The following is an 18,635-nucleotide window of genomic DNA, read 5'->3' on the forward strand; positions in this document are numbered from 1 at the left end:
TTGATTGGAACCTCTATCCCCTCCCGTTCACGGGAGGGGTTAGGTGGGCCTGCTTCGAGGGCGATTTGCCCACCCCGTCCCCATCCGGGAGGGAGGAATGAGTCAATCTTATCGCAGCTTGGTATGAGGAGACCTGTGCGCGAATGATGCTTCCTCCCCATCGGGGAGGGGACCACCCGCCAGGGTGGTGGAGGGCGGTGGATACCTGGCATTTTGGGATTTCTGGCCCCACCGTCCGTCTTTCAGACGGACACCTCCCCTTTAAGGGGAGGATTTTTCTTCCGCGCACAGGTCTCATTAGACCATGATTCACGTTTCGGATCGATCCAATCTGAAACGATCATGGTCATGGTTCAGCGTCCCTTGACCGGGGTAAAGCGGATCGCCTGCCCGCCGCCCGGCGCCAGCGCGATCGTCAAGCTGTCAGCGCTGGTGACGGTGCGCGTCTCGACGTCGAGCGGGAACGGGTTGGCCTTGTAGTCAGCGCCCGCGCCATCCTTGTAGATCTGCGCGCGGTACTGCACGCCGGGGTCAGGAAATCGAGCTTGACCGGCAGGGTGCGCGCGCCCTCGTCGGTCAGGCTGCCGAGGAACCACTGGTCGCCGCCGCGCTCCTTGCGGGCGATGGTGACATAGTCGCCGACCTCGCCGTTCAGCACGCGGGTGTCATCCCAGTCCACCGCCACATCCTTGATGAACTGGAAGGCACGCGGATTCTGCTCATAGTGCTCCGGCAGGTCGGCCGCCATCTGGATCGGGCTGTAGATCACCACATAGAGCGCAAGCTGCTTGGCGACCGTGCTCTGGATGCGGATGTCGCCGCGCCCTTTGAGGCTGACGACGCCGGGCGTGAAATCCATCGGCCCGGCGAGCATGCGCGCGAACACCATGCTCGGCTCATGCTCCGGCGGATTGGTCGGCAGCGCCCACGCGTTATACTCCATGCCGCGCGCGCCCTCGCGGCTGATCCAGTTCGGGTAGGTGCGGCGCAGGCCGGTATCCTTGATCGGCTCGTGCGCGTTGATCATGATGCGCCGCCTGGCGGCTTCCGTCACCACTTTCAGGTGATGCCGGGCAGACGCCTGGCCTTCGTGCCACTCGAAGCCGATCGTGCCGTCCGGTTCGCGCACCTTCATGCCGCCAGCGTCGGAGACATACCCTGTCTTGACCGCATCGACGCCCAGGCTCTGGTACAGATCGAGCCCGGCGGCCAACTGGTCTTCATAATGCGCGACGTTGGCCGAGGTTTCGTGGTGGCCGATCAGGGTCACGCCCTTTTCCTGCCGTAGTCGGCCACGGCCTTCAGGTCGAAATCCGGATAGGGCTGCGTGAAGCTGAAGGTCTCGCCGTTGCCGAACCAGTCGCCATCCCAGCCGACGTTCCAGCCTTCGACCAGCAGGCCTTTGAACCCGTGCCTGGCGGCAAAGTCGATCATCTTCTTTGCATAGCCTGTCGTCGCGCCATGCTGCGGGCCGGATGACCAGGTCTGCTCGCCCAGATGCATGCCCCACCAGATGCCCATGTATTTGCGCGGCTTGACCCAGGACACGTCCCCGAGCGCATTCGGCTCGTTGAGGTTGAGGACGAGGTGCGATTGATACAGGCCGGCAGCATCATCCGCGATCTGCATGGTGCGCCAGGGCGTCACGAACGGTGCCTGGCGGCTGACCTTCGGGCCTTTGCGGCCGGCGTCAGCACCGCCTTGAAATGCGTGCCCTCGACCTTCTGCAGGCTCATGCCCGCATAATCAACCAGCGCGGCTTCATGAAAGGCGATGTGCAGGCCGCTCTCGAGCTTCACGGTCATCGGCGTCTGCGCCATGCCGACTTCCGCGATGGGCGTGCGGTTATAGAGATATTCGGCCCGGTTCCACTCCAGTGCAGGAAGCCACCAGGCGGTGCCGGATGACGCAATGTTGAACTGGGTCAGTTCCTCCTGGATGTTGACCTGCCTGAGCGCGGGTTGATCCGGAAACTCGGTGCGGAAGCCCAGGCCGTCATCATAGACCCGGAACACCACGGCAATCTCGCGGCCGGGGCCGGTCTTTTCCTTGAAGGTCGCGCGCAATTCGTTGAAGTGATTGCGGATGCTGCGCCACTCCCCATGGCTGCTCCCAGCTGTCGTTGACCGTGCGGCTGGTCTGGCCGGTGAAGGCGAAATTGCGCTCGAGCTTGGGTGCATCGGCCAGCAGGAAGCCAAGCAGCGACGGCGCAATGACGGGCGTCCCGTTGCGGGCGACCGCGTAGGAGACCCGACCGTCATTGTTGACATCGAGCGAAACGCTCAGCACGCCGCCGGGCGAGGCGACTTTGGCCACTTCCTCAGCGGTTGCAACAGTCGAGCAGGCGGTAATCGCCAGCACAGAGCAGAGAATTCGCTTAACCATGGTCAATCTCCCGACCTGATTGCTGGTTAATTAGGGTCAGGCCTCATTAAGAATGAGGCCTGACCCTAAGTTCACAGTTTTTCCAGAACGACCCCGCCGAAACCGGGCAGGATGCCCGGTGACAGCGCGCCGTGCCGCGCGATCTCCCGCCATGCCGCCGGCGTATCCGGCTGCCAGGCGATCGGCTGCGGCGTGAAATTGAACGCGCACAGCAGCGTGCTGTCCTCGGCCTCGCGCGAGAACACCAGCAGGGCGTCCGTCGCCGCAAGTACACGCATCGCACCGGTGCGCAGCGCCGGCTGCGACTGCCGCAGCGCAATCATTCGGCGCGTGAAATGCAGCATCGACCCCGGATCCGCCTCCTGCCGGTCGATTGCAAGCGCGGCATGGTCGCGGCCCAGCGGCAGCCATGGCTCGCTGCGGGAAAATCCGGCGTGCGGCGCGTCGGCCTGCCAGGGCATCGGAGTGCGGGCACCGTCCCGGCTGAGCGTCAACGGCCAGTTGGCGATGGCCTCCGGGTCCTGCAGCCGGTCATACGGGATATCGACCTGGGTCAACCCCAGCTCCTCGCCCTGCCAGACGATCACGTTGCCGCGCAGGCAGACGAACAGCAGCATGGCCATGCGGGCGAGCGCCGCCTGATGCTCCGGGCCGCCCAGCGGCTGATGGCACGCGGCGCGTCATGGTTGGAAAAGGCCCAGGATGGCCAGCCTGTCCCTTCTTCGTCCGGCCAGGCGTCGACGGCGTCGCGCACCAGCGCTGGAGTGAGGGTCTTCGCATAGAGGAAGTTGAAGCCATAGGCGCTGTTCAGATGCGTATCGCCCGCCGTGAACAGCTTCATCTCGCGCTCGGCGTCCGCGCCGCCCACCTCGGCCAGCGTATGCCGGCCCTGATACTGGTCCGTAAGGGCGCGCAGACGCGCAATGAACGCGGGAATTTCCGGCTGCGACTGGTTGTGGACATGAAGCTGGAAATCGAAGGGCCGGGTGCGCGGGCCGGGCGGCGCCGGCGGATTGTCGCGCAGGCTGCGGTCATGCATCGAAAAATTCAGGGCGTCGAGACGGAACCCATCGACCCCTCGGTCGAGCCAGAACGCCGCGATATCGAGCAGCGCCTGCTGGACCACAGGGTTGTGGACATTGAGCTGCGGCTGCTCGCGCAGGAAATTGTGCATGTAATACTGGCCACGCCGGGCATCCCAGGTCCAGGCCGGGCCGCCGAATACCGACTGCCAGTTGTTGGGAGGCGAACCATCCGGCCTGGCGTCGGCCCAGACGTACCAGTCAGCGTAGGTGTTGTCCCGGCTGGCGCGGCTTTGCATGAACCACGCGTGCTCGTCCGAGGTGTGGGAGTAGACTTGGTCGATCAGGACCTTGAGATCGAGCTTGTGCGCCTCGGCGACCAGGGCATCGAAGTCGGCCAGGGTGCCGAAGATCGGATCGACGTCGCGGTAATCGGCGACGTCATAGCCGAAATCCTTCATCGGCGACGTGAAAAACGGCGACAGCCAGATGGCGTCGACGCCGAGCGAGGCAACATAGGGCAGATGAGCCGTTATGCCGGCCAGATCGCCGATGCCGTCGCCGTTGCTGTCCGCGAAGCTGCGCGGATAAATCTGGTAAATCGTCGCGCCGCGCCACCAGGGGTGGCCAGGGCAGGCTGCGGGCGGGTCGATACTGCGATTGTCAACGGGCCTCTCCAGACGCGCAAATCATGAAATCAAGCGGCGCCAGGCTGACCTTCAATTGACCCGGCGTCGACACCACCGCCGGGCAGGCTTCATAACCTGCGTTAAAGCGGTGATAGCGGTCCCAACTTCTACAGAAGCCTCCAGCGACTGCGAAGACGTATTAAATGCAATCACGACTTCCTGCGCCGTTTCCGGGTCGATCCGGGAAATCGCCAGCAGGCCGGGCTGATCCGCCGTGTTGCGGATGATCTGGCGACCGCGGCGCAGGGCGCTGTAGGCCCTGCGCACGTTCGAGAGCTGCGCGATCTCTCGATACAGCGGGTGTGTGCTATCAAAGTTTTCCTGCGCCGTGGTGGCCGTCGTGCCAACCAGCACATTGTCGTTGTAGCTGGCAACCTTGGACGGGAACTGGTCCTCGCGTGCGTCCTGGTCGCCGCCGTCGCCGGTGAAGCCCTGTTCGTCGCCGGCATAGACGACCGGCACGCCGCGCATGGTGAACATCATGGCGTGCGCCAGACGCAGCATCTTCAGCAGGGTTGCATCGTCGAGGCGCGGATTGGCCTGACGGGCAAAGAATGCGAACCGCCCGGCGTCGTGGTTGCTGACGAAGGTCGGCAAGCGCCGGGCCGCCGTTTCGCCGCCCTCGTAGAGCGCATCGCGCGCAAACAGGGTCCCCAGGTTTCCGTCGGCTGCACGCCGGCCACGGTATCCAGGGCAGCGCGGCGGAAGGCAAAGTCCAGCACGGCGGGCAGTTTGTCGACGCGCGTGTGCTGGGCGAGCAGTGCAACATCCATGTCGCCGGTCGCGACTTCACCGAAAATATGGAAATTCGGGATGCCCTTGGCCTTGGCGCGCGCCAGCATGGCCGGGGTGAACGCCTGCCAGAACTGCGGGTTGACATGGCGGGCGGTGTCGATGCGGAAACCATCGACGCCGAAGCGGTCGATCCAGCCGCCGAAGATATCGATGAACCCGGCGACGACGCGCGGATCCTCGGTCATCAGATCGTCGAGGCCGACGAAGTCGCCCATGGTCGAGCTTTCGCCGCGAAACGTCGAGTCCCCCGATTGTGGTAGTAGCGGATGTCGTTCAGCCAGGCCGGGACCTTCACGGTCTTTTCCGCCTCGGGCACGTAGGGCGTGTAGGCGTAATTGAAGTCGGTCAGCCTGGCGAAATTCGCCGCCGTCATCGTCTGCTCGCCGGCGAACCCCGGGTTGATGGCGGCGCCATCGCTGGTGCGGCGGGAATAGGGATAGTCCGCCCGGCTGCGATACCCGCACGGGCCGGTCTGGCATTCCTTGTACTGGATCACGTCTGCCGTGTGGTTGACGATGATATCCATAGACCTTGATGCCGCGCGCATGCGCGGCATCGACGAAGGCTTTCATATCGGCATTGGTGCCGAAATGCGGGTCGACCTGCGTGAAGTCGGTAATCCAGTAGCCGTGATACCCCGCCGACTCCTGGCCTTGCGGGCCCTGCACCGGCTTGTTCTTGAAGATCGGCCCCAGCCAGATGGCGGTGACGCTCATGCCCTGGATATAGTCGAGGCGCTTGATCAGACCTTTGAGGTCGCCGCCGTGGAAGAACCCCTTGTGCGCCGGGTCGAAGCCGGTCTTCAGCCGGTCCCCGGTCAGCCCGCCGGTGTCGTTTGCGGGATCGCCATTCTCGAACCGATCCGGCAGCAGGAAGTACATCACCTCGTCTTCCGGCAGACGGTCGCGATAGGATTGCGCGGCAACCGGCGTAACGACCCCGGCCAGCAGCAGGGCAAGACTGAGCAGGTGTTTCATGCAGCGCTCTCCGTGTTCGGCATGGCGCAGTGCCGTTGGATGAAGGCGCCATGATCCATGAAGCGGGCGAGCGCGGCATCGGTCTGGCGCTGCGCTTGCCCCATCAGTTCGTCGAGCTGCAGCAGCGACAGGCTGTCGGCGAGCGGGTGGTAGCCGCGCGGGAGGATACCCTGTCCAAGCATCACCTGCAGCCAACCCGGCTCGGCGAACAGTTCCTCGCCATTGCGCACGAACCGGCCATCGGCCGCGAACAGATCGATGCGGGCGCGCAGACTGTCCGGGATCGCCATCGCCCGCCGCGCGCGCCAGAACTCGGTGTCGTCCCGCTCGGTGGCAGCGTAGTGCAGGATCAGGAAATCCCGGATCGCCGTATATTCGAAATCCGTCTGGGCGTTGAAGCTGGCGATATCGGCCTGCCCGAAACCCGCTCCAGGCAGATATTGCAGCAGCCGGGCGATGCCGGTCTGGATCAGATGGATGCTGGTCGACTCCAGCGGCTCCAGGAAGCCGCCCGCCAGCCCGAGCGCCACACAGTTGCCGCGCCACACTTCGCGGCGCTTGCCTGCCGTAAACCGCAGCGGCCGCGGCTCGGCGAGCGGCGCGCCATCGAGATTGGCGAGCAGGGTGTGCGCCGCTTCGTCATCGGATACCAGCGCGCTGCAATAGACATAGCCGTTGCCGGTGCGGTGCTGCAACGGAATGCGCCACTGCCAGCCGGCCGGGCGAACGCTCGCCTTGGTGTAGGGGTGAACGGCTCTGCCGATGCGCACGGGACGGCGAGCGCGCGGTCGCAAGGCAGCCAGTTCGACCAGTCGTCGAACCCGACGCCGAGCGCCTCGCCCAGCAGCAGGCTGCGGAAACCTGAGCAGTCAACGAACAGATCGCCCGCGACCGTGCGGCCGCCCTCAAGCGACAGGTTGAGGATATCGCCGGTCTCGCCATGGCGCGAGACCGCGTCGATCCGGCCCTCGATGCGCTGCACGCCGCGCGCCTCGGCATAGCGGCGCAGATAAGCCGCATAGAGGCTGGCGTCAAAGTGGAAGGCATAGGGGATCGCCACGCCGGCATCCGGCACGCCGAGGCCGAAACGATTGGCGAAAGCCGCCTGCGCATTGGCCGAGTACCGCCAGAAGTCGTGTGCGCCGCCGTTTTGGCGATACCGCAGCCAGTAATGATGAAAGCCGATCAGCCCCTGGCCACGCCCGACCGTGCCGAAGGCATGGATGTAGCGGTGGCCGGGTCGCCACCAGCCATCGAACACGATGCCAAGCTTGAAGCTGCCCGCGGTCGCCTTGATGAAATCCGGCTCGTTGATCCCGAGCGCGTTGTTGAACAACTGAATCTGCGGGATGGTCGCCTCGCCCACGCCGACCGTGCCGATGGCATCGGACTCGACGAGGGTCACTTCATAGTGCGGCGTCAGAAACCGGCCGAACGCGGCCGCCGCCATCCAGCCGGCTGTACCGCCCCCGACGATGACAATCCGACGCGGCTGCTGCATGGGGCTCTCCTTGATCGAGCGACCGCCGCCACCGGGGACGGTGACGGCGGTCTCGGAGGGACTTTAGAAGCTGTAGCTGATGCCCGCCAGGAACGTGCGGCCATAATATTCAACCTGGCGAACGCGGCGCTCATCTTCGTTCTCGAAGTTGATGAACGGACGATCGGTCAGGTTCAGACCCTGGAAGGTCAGGTTGAGGCCTTCCAGCGCGCCTTCCTTGAAACGGTAGCCAACCTGGGCGTCGAAGATCGATTCCTCAAGCGCCGTGCGCAGCACACGCGTGGTGGAGATGCCGCTAACTTCGGCCAGGAACGCCGAGCGGTAGCGGTGGCTGAGCCGGGACTCGAAGCCCCAGCGCTCGAAGTACAGCGTCGAGTTCACCACCCAGTCGGAGAGGCCCGGCACGGTGATCGGCTCCGGATTGTCGCCCAGCCGCACCGAGCTGAAGGTGTATGACGCGCTGGAGGTGAAGCCCAGCCCCTCAAGCCACGGATGCAGGATTTCGAACGGCAGCGAGACCGTGCCCTCGAAGCCGTAGAGCTTACCCTCGCCGTTGTTGGTCGGGCGATTCGTTGTCCCAAATGTCGTTCCGAGCTGGGCTAGCTGATCAGGCGACAACTGCGGCAACAAGAAGGAGAAATCCGTCAGGATACCCTCACTCGGATTAACGTAACCGCGCAGTTTCTTGTAGAAGAAGGCCCGATACGTAGCCGCGGTTGCCGGCAAAATAATGTTCGACCGAAAGGTCAACGCCATCAGCGATGTAAGGCCTAAGCTCCGGATTGCCACCGGTTGCGCTGAGTGCAGAGTTGCTCGGGTTCGTACTGCCAAGATTACCAACATTTATGCTTGGCGCAAAACTTGCGTTCAATTGATCCAAACGGGCACGCGCCAGTGTTCGCGCATATCCGATGCGAACTTGCGTGCTGGGCGTCACCTTGAAGTTCAGGTTAAACGAAGGAAGTGCGTAAGTGTATTTTGCGCCACCAGAGGTCGGGATGTACTCAGGATTGAGGTTTGACCTGGTGAGATTAAGCGTAAAGCCATCCGAAGACTGATCCGTGTAGACGACCTGAACACCCAGATTACCTGTGAAAGGTGTATCCCCAATGTGGCCGTCAAAATCCGAGCGCGCCCAGAAGGTATAGACATCTTCATCAACCGCCCAATCTTGCGGGAATGTCAGAGACGACAGCCGCGCATCTACCGGAATCAAAAATCCATTATCAATCAAATAAAATGGGTCGTAGGTCACCTGATCGCCAAGACCGAGGAAATTTAGACCTGTAGCATCTCCCAGCAACGCCTCGTCTGGAATGGGCAGTTCACGCACGGCACCACCAGAAAGACTCGCACCACTTCCCGGCAGGGTCAGGAACGATTGCTGGAAACGGCGCTCTTTTGCGATCTGCAAGGTTGAATCCAAGAACTGCAGATTTTACAAAATTCCAGCCGATATCCTTCGTAACTTCGAAACGCGCTTGCTTGAGGGAGTCTTCAGTATTCGGGGCGTTGATGAAGCCAGCCTGCACAACATCGGCACCAGCACCCCAGCCCTGAGGGTCGGTCAGCACGATCAGATTGGTATCGGTATAGTCTAATTGGGAGGTGAGATTGTACAGACCTCCCGAGCCGACCTGGAACCCGATCGCATCCGGCGTCCCGGACCGGGCATAGCCCGTACCGCTATAGGACTCGAGGTTGCGCTGCTGACGATCCGAACGCGAGTAGTTGAGGTCGAGATCGAATTTCCAGCCATCCGTCTCGTAAACGTTGCGCCAGCCGGCGGCATAGGTGTCCGTATCGCGGCCATTGGCGTCGTTGCGAACGACGCCAAAATATTGCTGAAAGTACCCCCGTCACGAAGCCATCTTCGATGACAGAGTCGGCGCCGTATGTAGGCCCCCACCCCACTGCAGGGGAATTTCAATACCGCGCAGGCGCTGGTTCTCGGTAAATTTGGAATAATAAACGTCCAGTGTCGAACTGAAGCCCTCAAATGGCTTGTATTCCAAAGTACCGGTTACACCAAAACGGTCCAAATCAACCGTGCGAACGAAAGGCTTCGTGCCGCCAATGACATTTGTGCCGGCGAAACGCGCATATTCCGGACGAATTGTGAAAAATCATCGTTAGGATTTGTTGGAGTGCCATTATCGTTGGGGATGCCGTAGGTCGCATTCCCAAACGCCCCATTTGTAATTCTGCCGGCACTGTCAACATCGAAGCTCGGATACCCCCAGGGCGAGAACTCTTCGACCTGCTGCGGCGAAGACTGATAGGCGACGCCGATCGAGACGCCGAGGGTGTTGTCCAGGAACTGGTCGACATAGGTCGCGGTCGCCCGGAAACCCTTGTTGGAAAGGTCCGGGTTCAGCGAGTCCTTGCCGTTGAATTCATAGCGCGCCGCGACCGAGATCACGCGGTCGTTCTTGTCAAGCGGCCGGATGGTGCGCAGATCGACCGTGCCGGCCAGGCCCTGGCCGATCAGGCCAGCGAACGGCGTCTTGTAGACGAGGCCGGAGTTGATCAGTTCCGAGGGGTACTGGTCGAACTCGATGTTGCGGTTGTCGCTGGAGGAGACCTGCTCGCGGCCATTCAGCAGGGTGTTGGAGAAGTCCGGGCCAAGACCGCGGATCGAGACGACCTGGCTGCGACCGTCGAGGCGCTGGGTGGCAAGACCCGGCAGGCGGGCCAGAGTTTCCGCGATCGAGGTGTCCGGCAGCTTGCCGATGTCTTCCGCGGAGAACGCCTCGGCGATCACCGCGGCGTCGCGCTTTGCGAAATCGCGCTTTGCAGCGAGGCCCGGAAGCCGGTGACGACGATGGCGTCCAGCTCCTCCACCTTGCCTTCGGCGGACGCTGCGTCCTGCGCACAGGCGACACCTGCGGACAACATGGCCGCAAGGCCAACCGCCACGGAGCTGGCGCCGGCAGCCAAGCGCGCACGCAGGAACATCTTGCTGTTATTCATTGCATATTCTCCCCAAAGCCGCTTCGGCGCATCTTGTTGCACGTCAAGCGCGCGCCCGCATGGGCGCTTTTGTGATGCCGTACGCTAAAACGCCCCTTGCCTGCGCGACAGTTATGCACATACGTATTCAAAGCGGCCATAGTTCGGTGTTGCCGCAACAACACAGGCCGCCCAATGGCCTGGAACCGGGGAGCGATCGTGATGGCGACGAAGCCCACATCCTTTGACATTGCGCAGTTGGCGGGCGTCTCTCAACCGACTGTCTCCCGAGCGTTGCGCGGCAGCCCCTCTGTGTCTGAACAGACACGCAAACGCATCGAAGCCATTGCACAACAACTGAATTACAAGGTCGACAAAGCGCCTCCAGCCTGCGGCGTCGTGAAACCAACACGCTGGCCCTGCTGTTTTCGAGGACCCGACGCCCGACGGCACGCTCATCAACCCGTTCTTCCTGTCCATGGTCGGCTCGATCACCCGGACCTGTGCGCAGCATGGCTACGACCTGCTGATTTCGTTCCAGCAGCTTTCCAGCAACTGGCATGTCGATTTCGAGGAAAGCCACAAGGCGGATGGCATCATCCTGCTCGGATACGGCGATTTTGAACAACACCGCTCGCGCCTTGAGCAGTTGGCCGAGCAGCACACCCGTTTCGTGCGCTGGGGCTATGCGCAGGACAACAGGCTCGGTGCGACGCTCGGCTGCGACAATTTTCAGGGCGGCGCGGCCGCTGCGACCCACCTGCTGGACCATGGCCGCCGCCGCATCGCCTTCCTTGGCGACATCAGCAGCCACTGCCCGGAACTGCACGACCGCTATCGCGGCGCGTGCGCGGCAATGGAGAAAGCGGGCGTACAGCCCGACCCCTGTTGCAGGTGGATGCGATCACCATCGAGCAGTCCGGCTATGATGCGGCGCGGAGCCTCCTGCAGCGCGGCGTGCCGTTCGATGCCATTTTCGCCGCCAGTGACCTGATCGCCATCGGCCATACGCGCGCTGGAGGAGCAGGGACTGCGTGTGCCGAACGATGTCGCGCTCGTCGGCTTCGACGATATCCCGGCCGCCAACCTGACCCATCCGCCGCTGACCACCATCCAGCAGGATTACATTTCTGCAGGGCGCGTGCTGGTCGAGACCCTGCTGCGCCTGATCCAGACCGGGCAGGCCGAGAATATGGTGCTGCCGGCCCGGCTCGTCGTGCGCAAGTCCTGCGGCGCGAGCCGCTGAGACTGCGGCGCTTCAAGCCAAACAGGACAGGCTCAAAAGAGGCCTGTGCGCGGAAGAAAAATCCTCCCCTTTGGGGAGGTGTCCGTCTGAAAGACGGACGGTGGGGTAAAATGCCAGGTATCCGCCGCCCCTCCACCACCCTGACGGGCGGTCCCTCGTGAGGGCGGGGAAAATGGGTCGAGCAAACGTCGTCATGCTCTATGCGCGCGCCGATATCGCGCCAATATGCTCCAGCCAGGTCAGATGCTCCGGACATTGCGCGACGGTGTCCGCAATGGTGCGCCGCAGGCTGGGCAGGATGCGCCGCGCGTCCTCGTCGCCGCGCAGGCGCACCAGCGGCTCCGGCGACTGCGGCAGGACCCCTGGCCGATCATCACGGCCGTCCAGGCGGTGTTCGCGAACAGCTCCGGCCCTTCCGACACCACGCGGCCGAACTGCCTGAAGTGATCCAGCTTCCATTGCAGGCGCTCTGGCGGCGGTGTCTGTGCGCGCGCCTGCCAGAATGGCTCCGGTCGGCGGTTCGCATGGTAATGCAACACCAGAAAATCGCGGATGCGCTCATATTCCTCTGCCGTGATGCGGTTGTATTCCGCCTGCGCCAGCGGGTCCGGCCCGCGTTCCGGCAGCAGCGCCAGCAGCCGTGTGACCCCGGTCTGGATCAGGTGCAGGCTCGTCGACTCAAGCGGCTCCAGGAAGCCGGCCGCCAGACCGATCGCCACGACATTCCGGTTCCAGGCCTGCCGCCTGCGTCCGGTGGTGAAGCGCAGGAAGCGCGGCTCGGCAAGCGGCTGCCCCTCGACGGCGGCAAGCAGCGCCGCCGCCGCAGCATCGTCGGACAGGTGGTCGCTGGCATAGACCAGCCCGTTGCCGGTGCGGTGCTGCAACGGGATGCGCCACTGCCAGCCGGCAGCATGCGCCGTGGCCCGCGTGTACGGCGATGGCGGTTCCGTGCGCACCGTCGGCAGCGCCACGGCACGATCGCAGGGGAGCAGGTACCGCCAGTCCTCGTAGCCGGTGCCCAGCGCCTCCTCGATCAACAGGCCGCGAAAGCCGGTGCAATCGACAAAGAAGTCGGCCTCCACCCGCCGGCCGTCGGCAAGGATCAACGCTGTAACGTCACCGCTCTCGCCGTTGCGTTCCACCACTTCGATCCGGCCCTCGGTGCGCACGACGCCGCGTGGTTCGCAGACGCTGCGCAGAAACCGTCCATAGAGCATGGCATCGAAGTGATAGGCGTAGTCATGGGTGGACTGGATGCGGCGCGGGTCCTCTGCCAGCGGCGAAAGCGCCCGGCACGCGCCAGCGCCCAGGCAAAGCTGTAGTCCTCCAGCGGCTCGGGCGCGCCGGCCAGATGGGCGGCCAGCCAATGCTGGAAGACTGGTGCGCGATCGAACGCCGCACCATAGGCACCGAAGGGATGCGGGTAGCGACTGTGCGTATCGCCCCAGCCGACGAACGCGATCGCAAGCTTGATCGTCCCGTGGGTCGCGCGCAGGAAGGCCGCCTCGTCGACGCCGATCTGCTGGTTGAACAGCTTGATCGGCGGGATCGTCGCCTCACCGACGCCGACGATGCCGATCTCCTCGGATTCCACCAGCTCGATGCGACACCGGTGCCCCAGTGCCGCAGACAAGGCGGCGGCGGTCATCCAGCCCGCGGAGCCGCCGCCGGCAATGCAGATGCGTGTCAGCAGGCGCGGGTTATCCGCCATGGGCCACTCCCAGAAACAGGTTGATGGTCAGACGTCCGCTACTCGGGTCCGCGCTCAGGCGCGCCGCGGGCGGGACATGCGCGCAGTGCAGGCAATGCCCGCGATACACGAGCAGCCGGTTGCGCGCCGCCGGTTGCAGATGGATCCGCTCGAACAGCGGCGTATCGCCCCGATGTAGGCGGCGGGCGGCAGGCCATGGCGGGCGACCTCGGCACGCAGTTGCGCGTCGTAAGTGCTCAGCCGCGCAGCATCGATGGTCTCGAAGCCGGTCGCGCGATGGCGATAGAAGGCGGTGCCGCCCTGGTCGTCGTCCGCCAGGTAGAGCAGCACGGCCAGGCGCGCGGCCTCCAGTCCGTCGAAGTGCGGCAGCCGCTGGATCGGCTGCAGCGAGGCCGGCGGCGTCGTGACCAGGGAATAGAAGCACTCAGCGGTTGCGCGCGCAGGGTCATGCGCGAAATGCTGCGTCAGAAGCGGGTCGAGTGTGCGCAGCATGGTCTGCACAAAAGGCGCTGGGACGACGGCGCGCACGCCAGGATAATAGGGGCCGATCGGCGCGAAGGGACGGCCACACGCGTCAGCGATCAGCGCGTCCGGCTCCGGCCAGAAGTCGTCGATCACCAGCAAAGGCTGGCCTTCACCCCAAGGCTGTACACGCTGGTGCGCATGATTTGCTTGCTCCCGCAGGTACTGGTTAGCGCGCGCGGGGCATGCGACACCTGTGTATTCGTATGCATCGGCGGCGCGCCGGTCGCACCCGGTTTGCGGGGCGCACGCGGCTGTGCCACTCAACGGCAAAACATGGGAGGATGCGTTGATCAAGCCGAAACAGGGCTTCTGGGGCCTGTTCAATATCTCGTTCGGGTTTCTGGGCATCCAGGTCGCGTTCGGGCTGCAAAACGCCAACATCAGCCGCATTTTCCAATCGCTGGGCAGTTCTGTGGACGATCTGGCGATCCTGTGGATCGCGGGGCCGGCGACGGCCTGCTGGTGCAGCCGATCATCGGCCACTTCAGCGACCGCACCTGGGGCCGCTTGGCCGGCGGCGACCATATTTCCTGAGCGGCGCGATCCTGGCAGCACTCGCACTGATCGGCATGCCGCATGCGCACCTGCTTTTGTTTGCCGCCATGCTGCTGTGGATGCTCGATGCGTCCCTCAATGTTGCCATGGAGCCGTTCCGCGCCTTCGTCGGCGATATGGTGAGCGCGGAGGAGCGCTCCGCCGGCTATGCGGTGCAGACCGGCTTCATCGGCGTCGGCGCGGTGCTGGGCTCGCTTGCGCCGACCTTGTTCACCGCGCTCGGCATTGAAAATACTGCGCCCGCCGGAGAAATTCCGCCGTCCGTGCAGGCCGCGTTCTACGCAGGGGCCGCAGCCATTTTCTCGCGGTGATGTGGACGGTTGTGACCACCCGGGAATATTCGCCGGAGCAGATGCGCGCGTTCAGCGGCGAGGCTGCCGACGACACGCATGACGTGATCGTGGCGCCCACGCGAGGCCCCTGTGGGCGCTGGCCGGAGCCGCCCTGCTGGCGGCGGTCGCAAGCCTCGGCCTCGACAAGAACCTCTACGTTATGGGCGGCGGGCTGCTGCTGTTCGGTCTGGCGCAGATGCTTAACCGGCTGCTGGTCGGCGCTGGTGGGAAACCGTCCGCGCTCACGCACATCCTGAGCGATCTGGCGCAGATGCCGCAGGAGATGCGCCGGCTGGCGGTGGTCCAGTTCTTCTCCTGGCTCGCGCTGTTCATCATGTGGATTTACACGACGCCAGTCGTCACCCGCTACGCGTTCGGCACTGTCGACACGGCATCCGCCGCCTATAATGCGGGTGCCAACTGGGTCGGGGTGATGTTCTCGGTGTACAATGGCGTGGCTGCGCTGGCGGCGTTTGCCTTGCCGATGCTGGTCAAGCGCCTGGGCGCGGCGCGTGCGCATCGGCTGTGCCTCCTGGTCGGCGCGCTCAGCTATGCTTCGCTGCTGCTGATCCGCGACCAGACCCTGCTGCTGCTGCCGATGGTGGGGATCGGGCTGGCCTGGGCCGCGATCCTGACCCTGCCCTATGTGATCCTTGCGGGCACGCTGCCGGCCCGCAAGCTCGGCGTCTACATGGGCGTGTTCAACTTCTTCATCGTCATCCCGCAGCTTCTGGTCGCGACCCTCATGGGGGCGCTGATCCGCACGCTGTTCGCTGGCGACGCGCTGTGGACCATGCTGGTGGCGGCGCTGGTGATGGGCCTGGCCGCGCTCGCCACCCTGCGGGTCGCCAACACCCGCTGACGCCTACTCCGCCGGTGCGGAGTGGGGCTGCGGGTGACCGGTGGTGACCAGCTTTCGCGCTCGCCGGCCGACCCACTGCTCGATATCGTCGACGATGGTGAACGCCGCCGGGATGATGAGCAGGGTAAGCACGGTCGAGGTGATGAGCCCGCCGATCACCGAGATCGCCATCGGCGCACGGAACGAGGTATCCGAGCCGAGGCCGATCGCGATCGGGATCATGCCCGCCACCATGGCGACCGTGGTCATGACGATCGGCTGCGCCCGCTTGTGGCCGGCCTCGACGATGGCATCGTCCCGTGTCGCACCCAACCGCATTTCCTCGATGGCGAAGTCGATCAGCAGGATCGAGTTCTTGGCGACGATGCCGAACAGCATCAGCACCCCGATGAACACCGGCATGGTGATCTCGTAGCCGGTGATGAGCAGGGCGATCATCGCCCCGCCCGGCGCCAGCAACAGCGAACCCATGTTGGTGAGCGGCTGGAACACCCGGCGATACAGCAGCATGATGACGGAGAACACCATCAGCGTGCCGGTAAACAGCGCGACCAGGAAGTTCTGGATCAACTCCGCCTGGAATTCCTCGTCGCCGCCGGTGACACGGCGCACGCCGGCCGGCAGGTTCTTCAGGGTCGGCAGCGCGTTGATCTGGGTCCAGGCCTCGCCGCTCGGAATGCCTGAGAGGTCGGCATCCAGCACCAGACGGCGGGTCTGGTTGTAGCGGCGGATTTTGGACGGCCCCTGCCCGAACGCGATGCTGGCGACCGATTTCAGCGGCACGCTGGAGCCGGCGGTCGTCGGTACCGGCAGGTTCTCGATCGTGGTCAGGTCGTTGCGCGCCGCATTGATCAGGCTGACCCGGATCGGCACCTGGCGGTCCGACAGCGAGAATTTCGCCAGATTCTGCGGGATGTCGCCGATCGTCGCGATACGGATCGTCTGGCCGAGCGCCGCCGTCGAGACGCCAAGGCTCGCCGCCAGATCGAAGTTCGGGCGAATGATGATTTCCGGCCGACGCAGGTCGCCGTTGATCCGCGGGTCGCGCAGACCCTTGACGCCCTTCAGCTCCTCGATGACCTTGCGCGCCGTCGCGTCGAGCACCAAGGGTCGTCGCCGGCGAGGATCAGCGTGATGTCGCGCCCGAAGCCGCCGTTCTGGCTCTGGAAGTTGATGCGCGCATCCGGGATCGCCTCGAATTTGGGTGCCATCATCTGCTCGAAGTCCTTGGTCGACATCGTGCGTGCGCCCGGCTTCACCAGCCGGATGTACAGCGAGGCGCGCCGGGTCTCGCCATCGTCGCCGACGTCCTCGAACACGTTGATGACTTCGGGGCGGGTGCGCAGGATCGCGCTGGCCTGAGCCGAGGCACGCGCCGTATCCTCCAGCCGCGCGCCGGGCGTCAGCTCGATCTTCAGAGTCGAGGTCGAATTGTCGAGCGGCGGCAGGAAACCCTTCGGGATCATCACCATCAGGCCAATCCCGAGCACGAAGAACAGGAAGCCGCCGCCAATGGTCAGCCAGGCGTGGCTGCGCTTGTTGATCGACCAGCGCAGGATCTTGAGGTAACGTTCCATCATCGGGCCGCTGGCGTGCGCCTTCACCCCCGGGCTTGAGGAAATAAGCCGCGATCAAGGGCGTTATCAGCCGCGCGACAAGGAGCGAGACGAATACCGCCGCCGCGACGGTCAAGCCGAACTGCTTGAAATACTGCCCCGAAATGCCGCCCATGAAGCTGACCGGCAGGAACACGGCGATGATCGCGAAGGTGGTGGCGACCACCGCGAGCCCGATTTCGTCCGCCGCTTCAAGCGATGCCTGGTAAGCGGTCTTGCCCATGTTCATGTGCCGGACGATGTTCTCGATCTCCACGATCGCATCATCGACGAGAATGCCCGCCACCAGCGCCAGCGCCAGCAGACTGATGAAGTTCATGGTGAAGCCCATGAGGTCCATCAGCCAGAACGCCGGAATGGCCGAGAGCGGGATCGCCAGCGCCGAGATGGCGGTCGCCCGCCAGTCGCGCAGGAACAGCCACACAACGAATACCGCAAGGATCGATCCCTCGATCATGGCGCTGATCGCGTCGTGATAATTGTCCAGGGTGTAGGGAACGGAGGAGAAAACCTGATCCAGCTTGATGTTCTTGTTCTCGGCGGTGATTTTCGCCAGTTCGGCGTCGACAGCCTGCTTGACCGACACATCCGATGCGCCGCGCGCCTTGAATACACCGATCGAGGTGACCTGGCGGCCATTCAGCAGCGACTGGCTGCGCTGCTCTTCGAAGCCATCGTAGACCTGCGCGATCTCGGACAGGCGCGCAGCCTGCCCGCTGCCGAGGATGATGCGCGTCGCGCCAAGCTGATCGGCGGTCTTGGCACCGCCCAGCACGCGCACCGCCTGCTCTGAACCGGCGATTTCGGTGCGCCCACCCGGCGAGTCGAGGTTGAGCGCGCGCAACTGCCGGTTGACTTCCGCTGCGGTGATCCCAAGTGCCTGCATGCGCGAAGGATCCAGATCGATGCGGATTTCCCGCTTGACCCCACCGGAGCGCTGGACGCGCGCCACGCCGTTGATCGACAGCAGCCGCTTGATGACCGTATTGTCGACGAACCAGCTGAGCTGGGTCTGGGACATGTCGGTGGTGCCGATCGAATAATAGACGATGGCGCCGCCTTCGACATCGATGCGGTTGATCTGCGGCTCCTGGATACCGTCCGGCAGTTCCGCGCGCACCTTGGTGACGGCGTCACGCAGATCATTGACCGCCCGGTCGATCGGCGTGCCGATCTGGAACTCGATGAAGACGCTCGACTGCCCCTCGAGGCTGACCGACTGGATTTTGCGCACGTTGCCGACACCGGCGACCGCGCCCTCGATCACCTGCGTCACCTGGGTCTCCAGCTCGGTCGGCGATGCGCCGGGCTGGCTGATGTTGATCTCAGCGCCGGGGAAGGAAATGTCCGGCATGTTGGTGATCGGCAGCGTGACGAACGACACGACGCCGAGGAACATCAGCAGCACGAACAGGACGACAGGGGAACCGGGTTCTTGATCGCCCAGGAAGAAATGTTGCGCATGCC

At 64.0% G+C, this 18,635-nt stretch carries 4 protein-coding genes and 10 pseudogenes; 2 read left to right on the top strand and 12 right to left on the bottom strand.

Annotation, left to right across the window (positions count from 1 at the left end):
• Positions 1-415 precede the first annotated feature (415 nt).
• The 9 genes and pseudogenes from E6W36_RS22895 to E6W36_RS17605 all read right to left on the bottom strand — a co-directional run bounded on the left by E6W36_RS22895 (position 416) and on the right by E6W36_RS17605 (position 10,342).
• Positions 416-1,629, bottom strand: a pseudogene (locus E6W36_RS22895) (glycoside hydrolase family 97 catalytic domain-containing protein).
• Positions 1,630-1,643: 14 nt separating this feature from the next.
• Positions 1,644-2,385 (bottom strand): annotated as a pseudogene (locus E6W36_RS22900) (glycoside hydrolase family 97 N-terminal domain-containing protein).
• Between the two features lie 71 nt (positions 2,386-2,456).
• A pseudogene (locus E6W36_RS03300) lies at positions 2,457-4,060 on the bottom strand (alpha-amylase family glycosyl hydrolase).
• Between the two features lie 10 nt (positions 4,061-4,070).
• A pseudogene (locus E6W36_RS03305) lies at positions 4,071-5,868 on the bottom strand (alpha-amylase family glycosyl hydrolase).
• Positions 5,865-7,369: pseudogene (locus E6W36_RS03310) on the bottom strand (tryptophan halogenase family protein). The pseudogenes E6W36_RS03305 and E6W36_RS03310 overlap by 4 nt, the downstream one beginning before the upstream one ends.
• 63 nt (positions 7,370-7,432) lie before the next feature.
• Positions 7,433-7,999 carry a TonB-dependent receptor domain-containing protein gene (locus E6W36_RS03315; protein WP_222873740.1) on the bottom strand — a complete coding sequence of 189 codons (567 nt, stop codon included), beginning with the start codon at positions 7,997-7,999 and terminating at the stop codon, positions 7,433-7,435.
• 34 nt (positions 8,000-8,033) lie between these two features.
• Complete coding sequence (locus tag E6W36_RS03320; RefSeq protein WP_222873741.1) at positions 8,034-8,783, bottom strand: TonB-dependent receptor domain-containing protein; 750 nt, start codon at positions 8,781-8,783, stop codon at positions 8,034-8,036.
• Positions 8,784-9,392: 609 nt separating this feature from the next.
• Complete coding sequence (locus tag E6W36_RS03325; RefSeq protein WP_246048074.1) at positions 9,393-10,133, bottom strand: TonB-dependent receptor plug domain-containing protein; 741 nt, start codon at positions 10,131-10,133, stop codon at positions 9,393-9,395.
• Positions 10,130-10,342 (bottom strand): hypothetical protein, encoded by a 213-nt coding sequence (locus tag E6W36_RS17605; RefSeq protein ID WP_246048076.1) that lies wholly within the window; start codon positions 10,340-10,342, stop codon positions 10,130-10,132. The genes E6W36_RS03325 and E6W36_RS17605 overlap by 4 nt, the downstream gene beginning before the upstream one ends.
• A 201-nt stretch (positions 10,343-10,543) precedes the next feature.
• Between E6W36_RS17605 and E6W36_RS03330 the strand changes: the two are divergent.
• A pseudogene (locus E6W36_RS03330) lies at positions 10,544-11,567 on the top strand (LacI family DNA-binding transcriptional regulator).
• Positions 11,568-11,806: 239 nt separating this feature from the next.
• On the opposite strand, the pseudogene E6W36_RS03335 reads toward E6W36_RS03330, so the two are convergent.
• A pseudogene (locus E6W36_RS03335) lies at positions 11,807-13,278 on the bottom strand (tryptophan halogenase family protein).
• Positions 13,268-14,193 (bottom strand): annotated as a pseudogene (locus E6W36_RS03340) (DUF6445 family protein). Before E6W36_RS03340 ends, E6W36_RS03335 begins: the two co-directional pseudogenes overlap by 11 nt.
• Between E6W36_RS03340 and E6W36_RS22905 the strand changes: the two are divergent.
• Positions 14,090-15,552, top strand: a pseudogene (locus tag E6W36_RS22905) (MFS transporter). The pseudogenes E6W36_RS03340 and E6W36_RS22905 sit on opposite strands and share 104 nt — an antisense overlap.
• A gap of 3 nt (positions 15,553-15,555) precedes the next feature.
• On the opposite strand, the pseudogene E6W36_RS22910 reads toward E6W36_RS22905, so the two are convergent.
• A pseudogene (locus E6W36_RS22910) lies at positions 15,556-18,632 on the bottom strand (efflux RND transporter permease subunit).
• Positions 18,633-18,635 lie beyond the last annotated feature (3 nt).

Source organism: Hankyongella ginsenosidimutans, assembly GCF_005144965.1.
Classification (GTDB): domain Bacteria; phylum Pseudomonadota; class Alphaproteobacteria; order Sphingomonadales; family Sphingomonadaceae; genus Hankyongella; species Hankyongella ginsenosidimutans.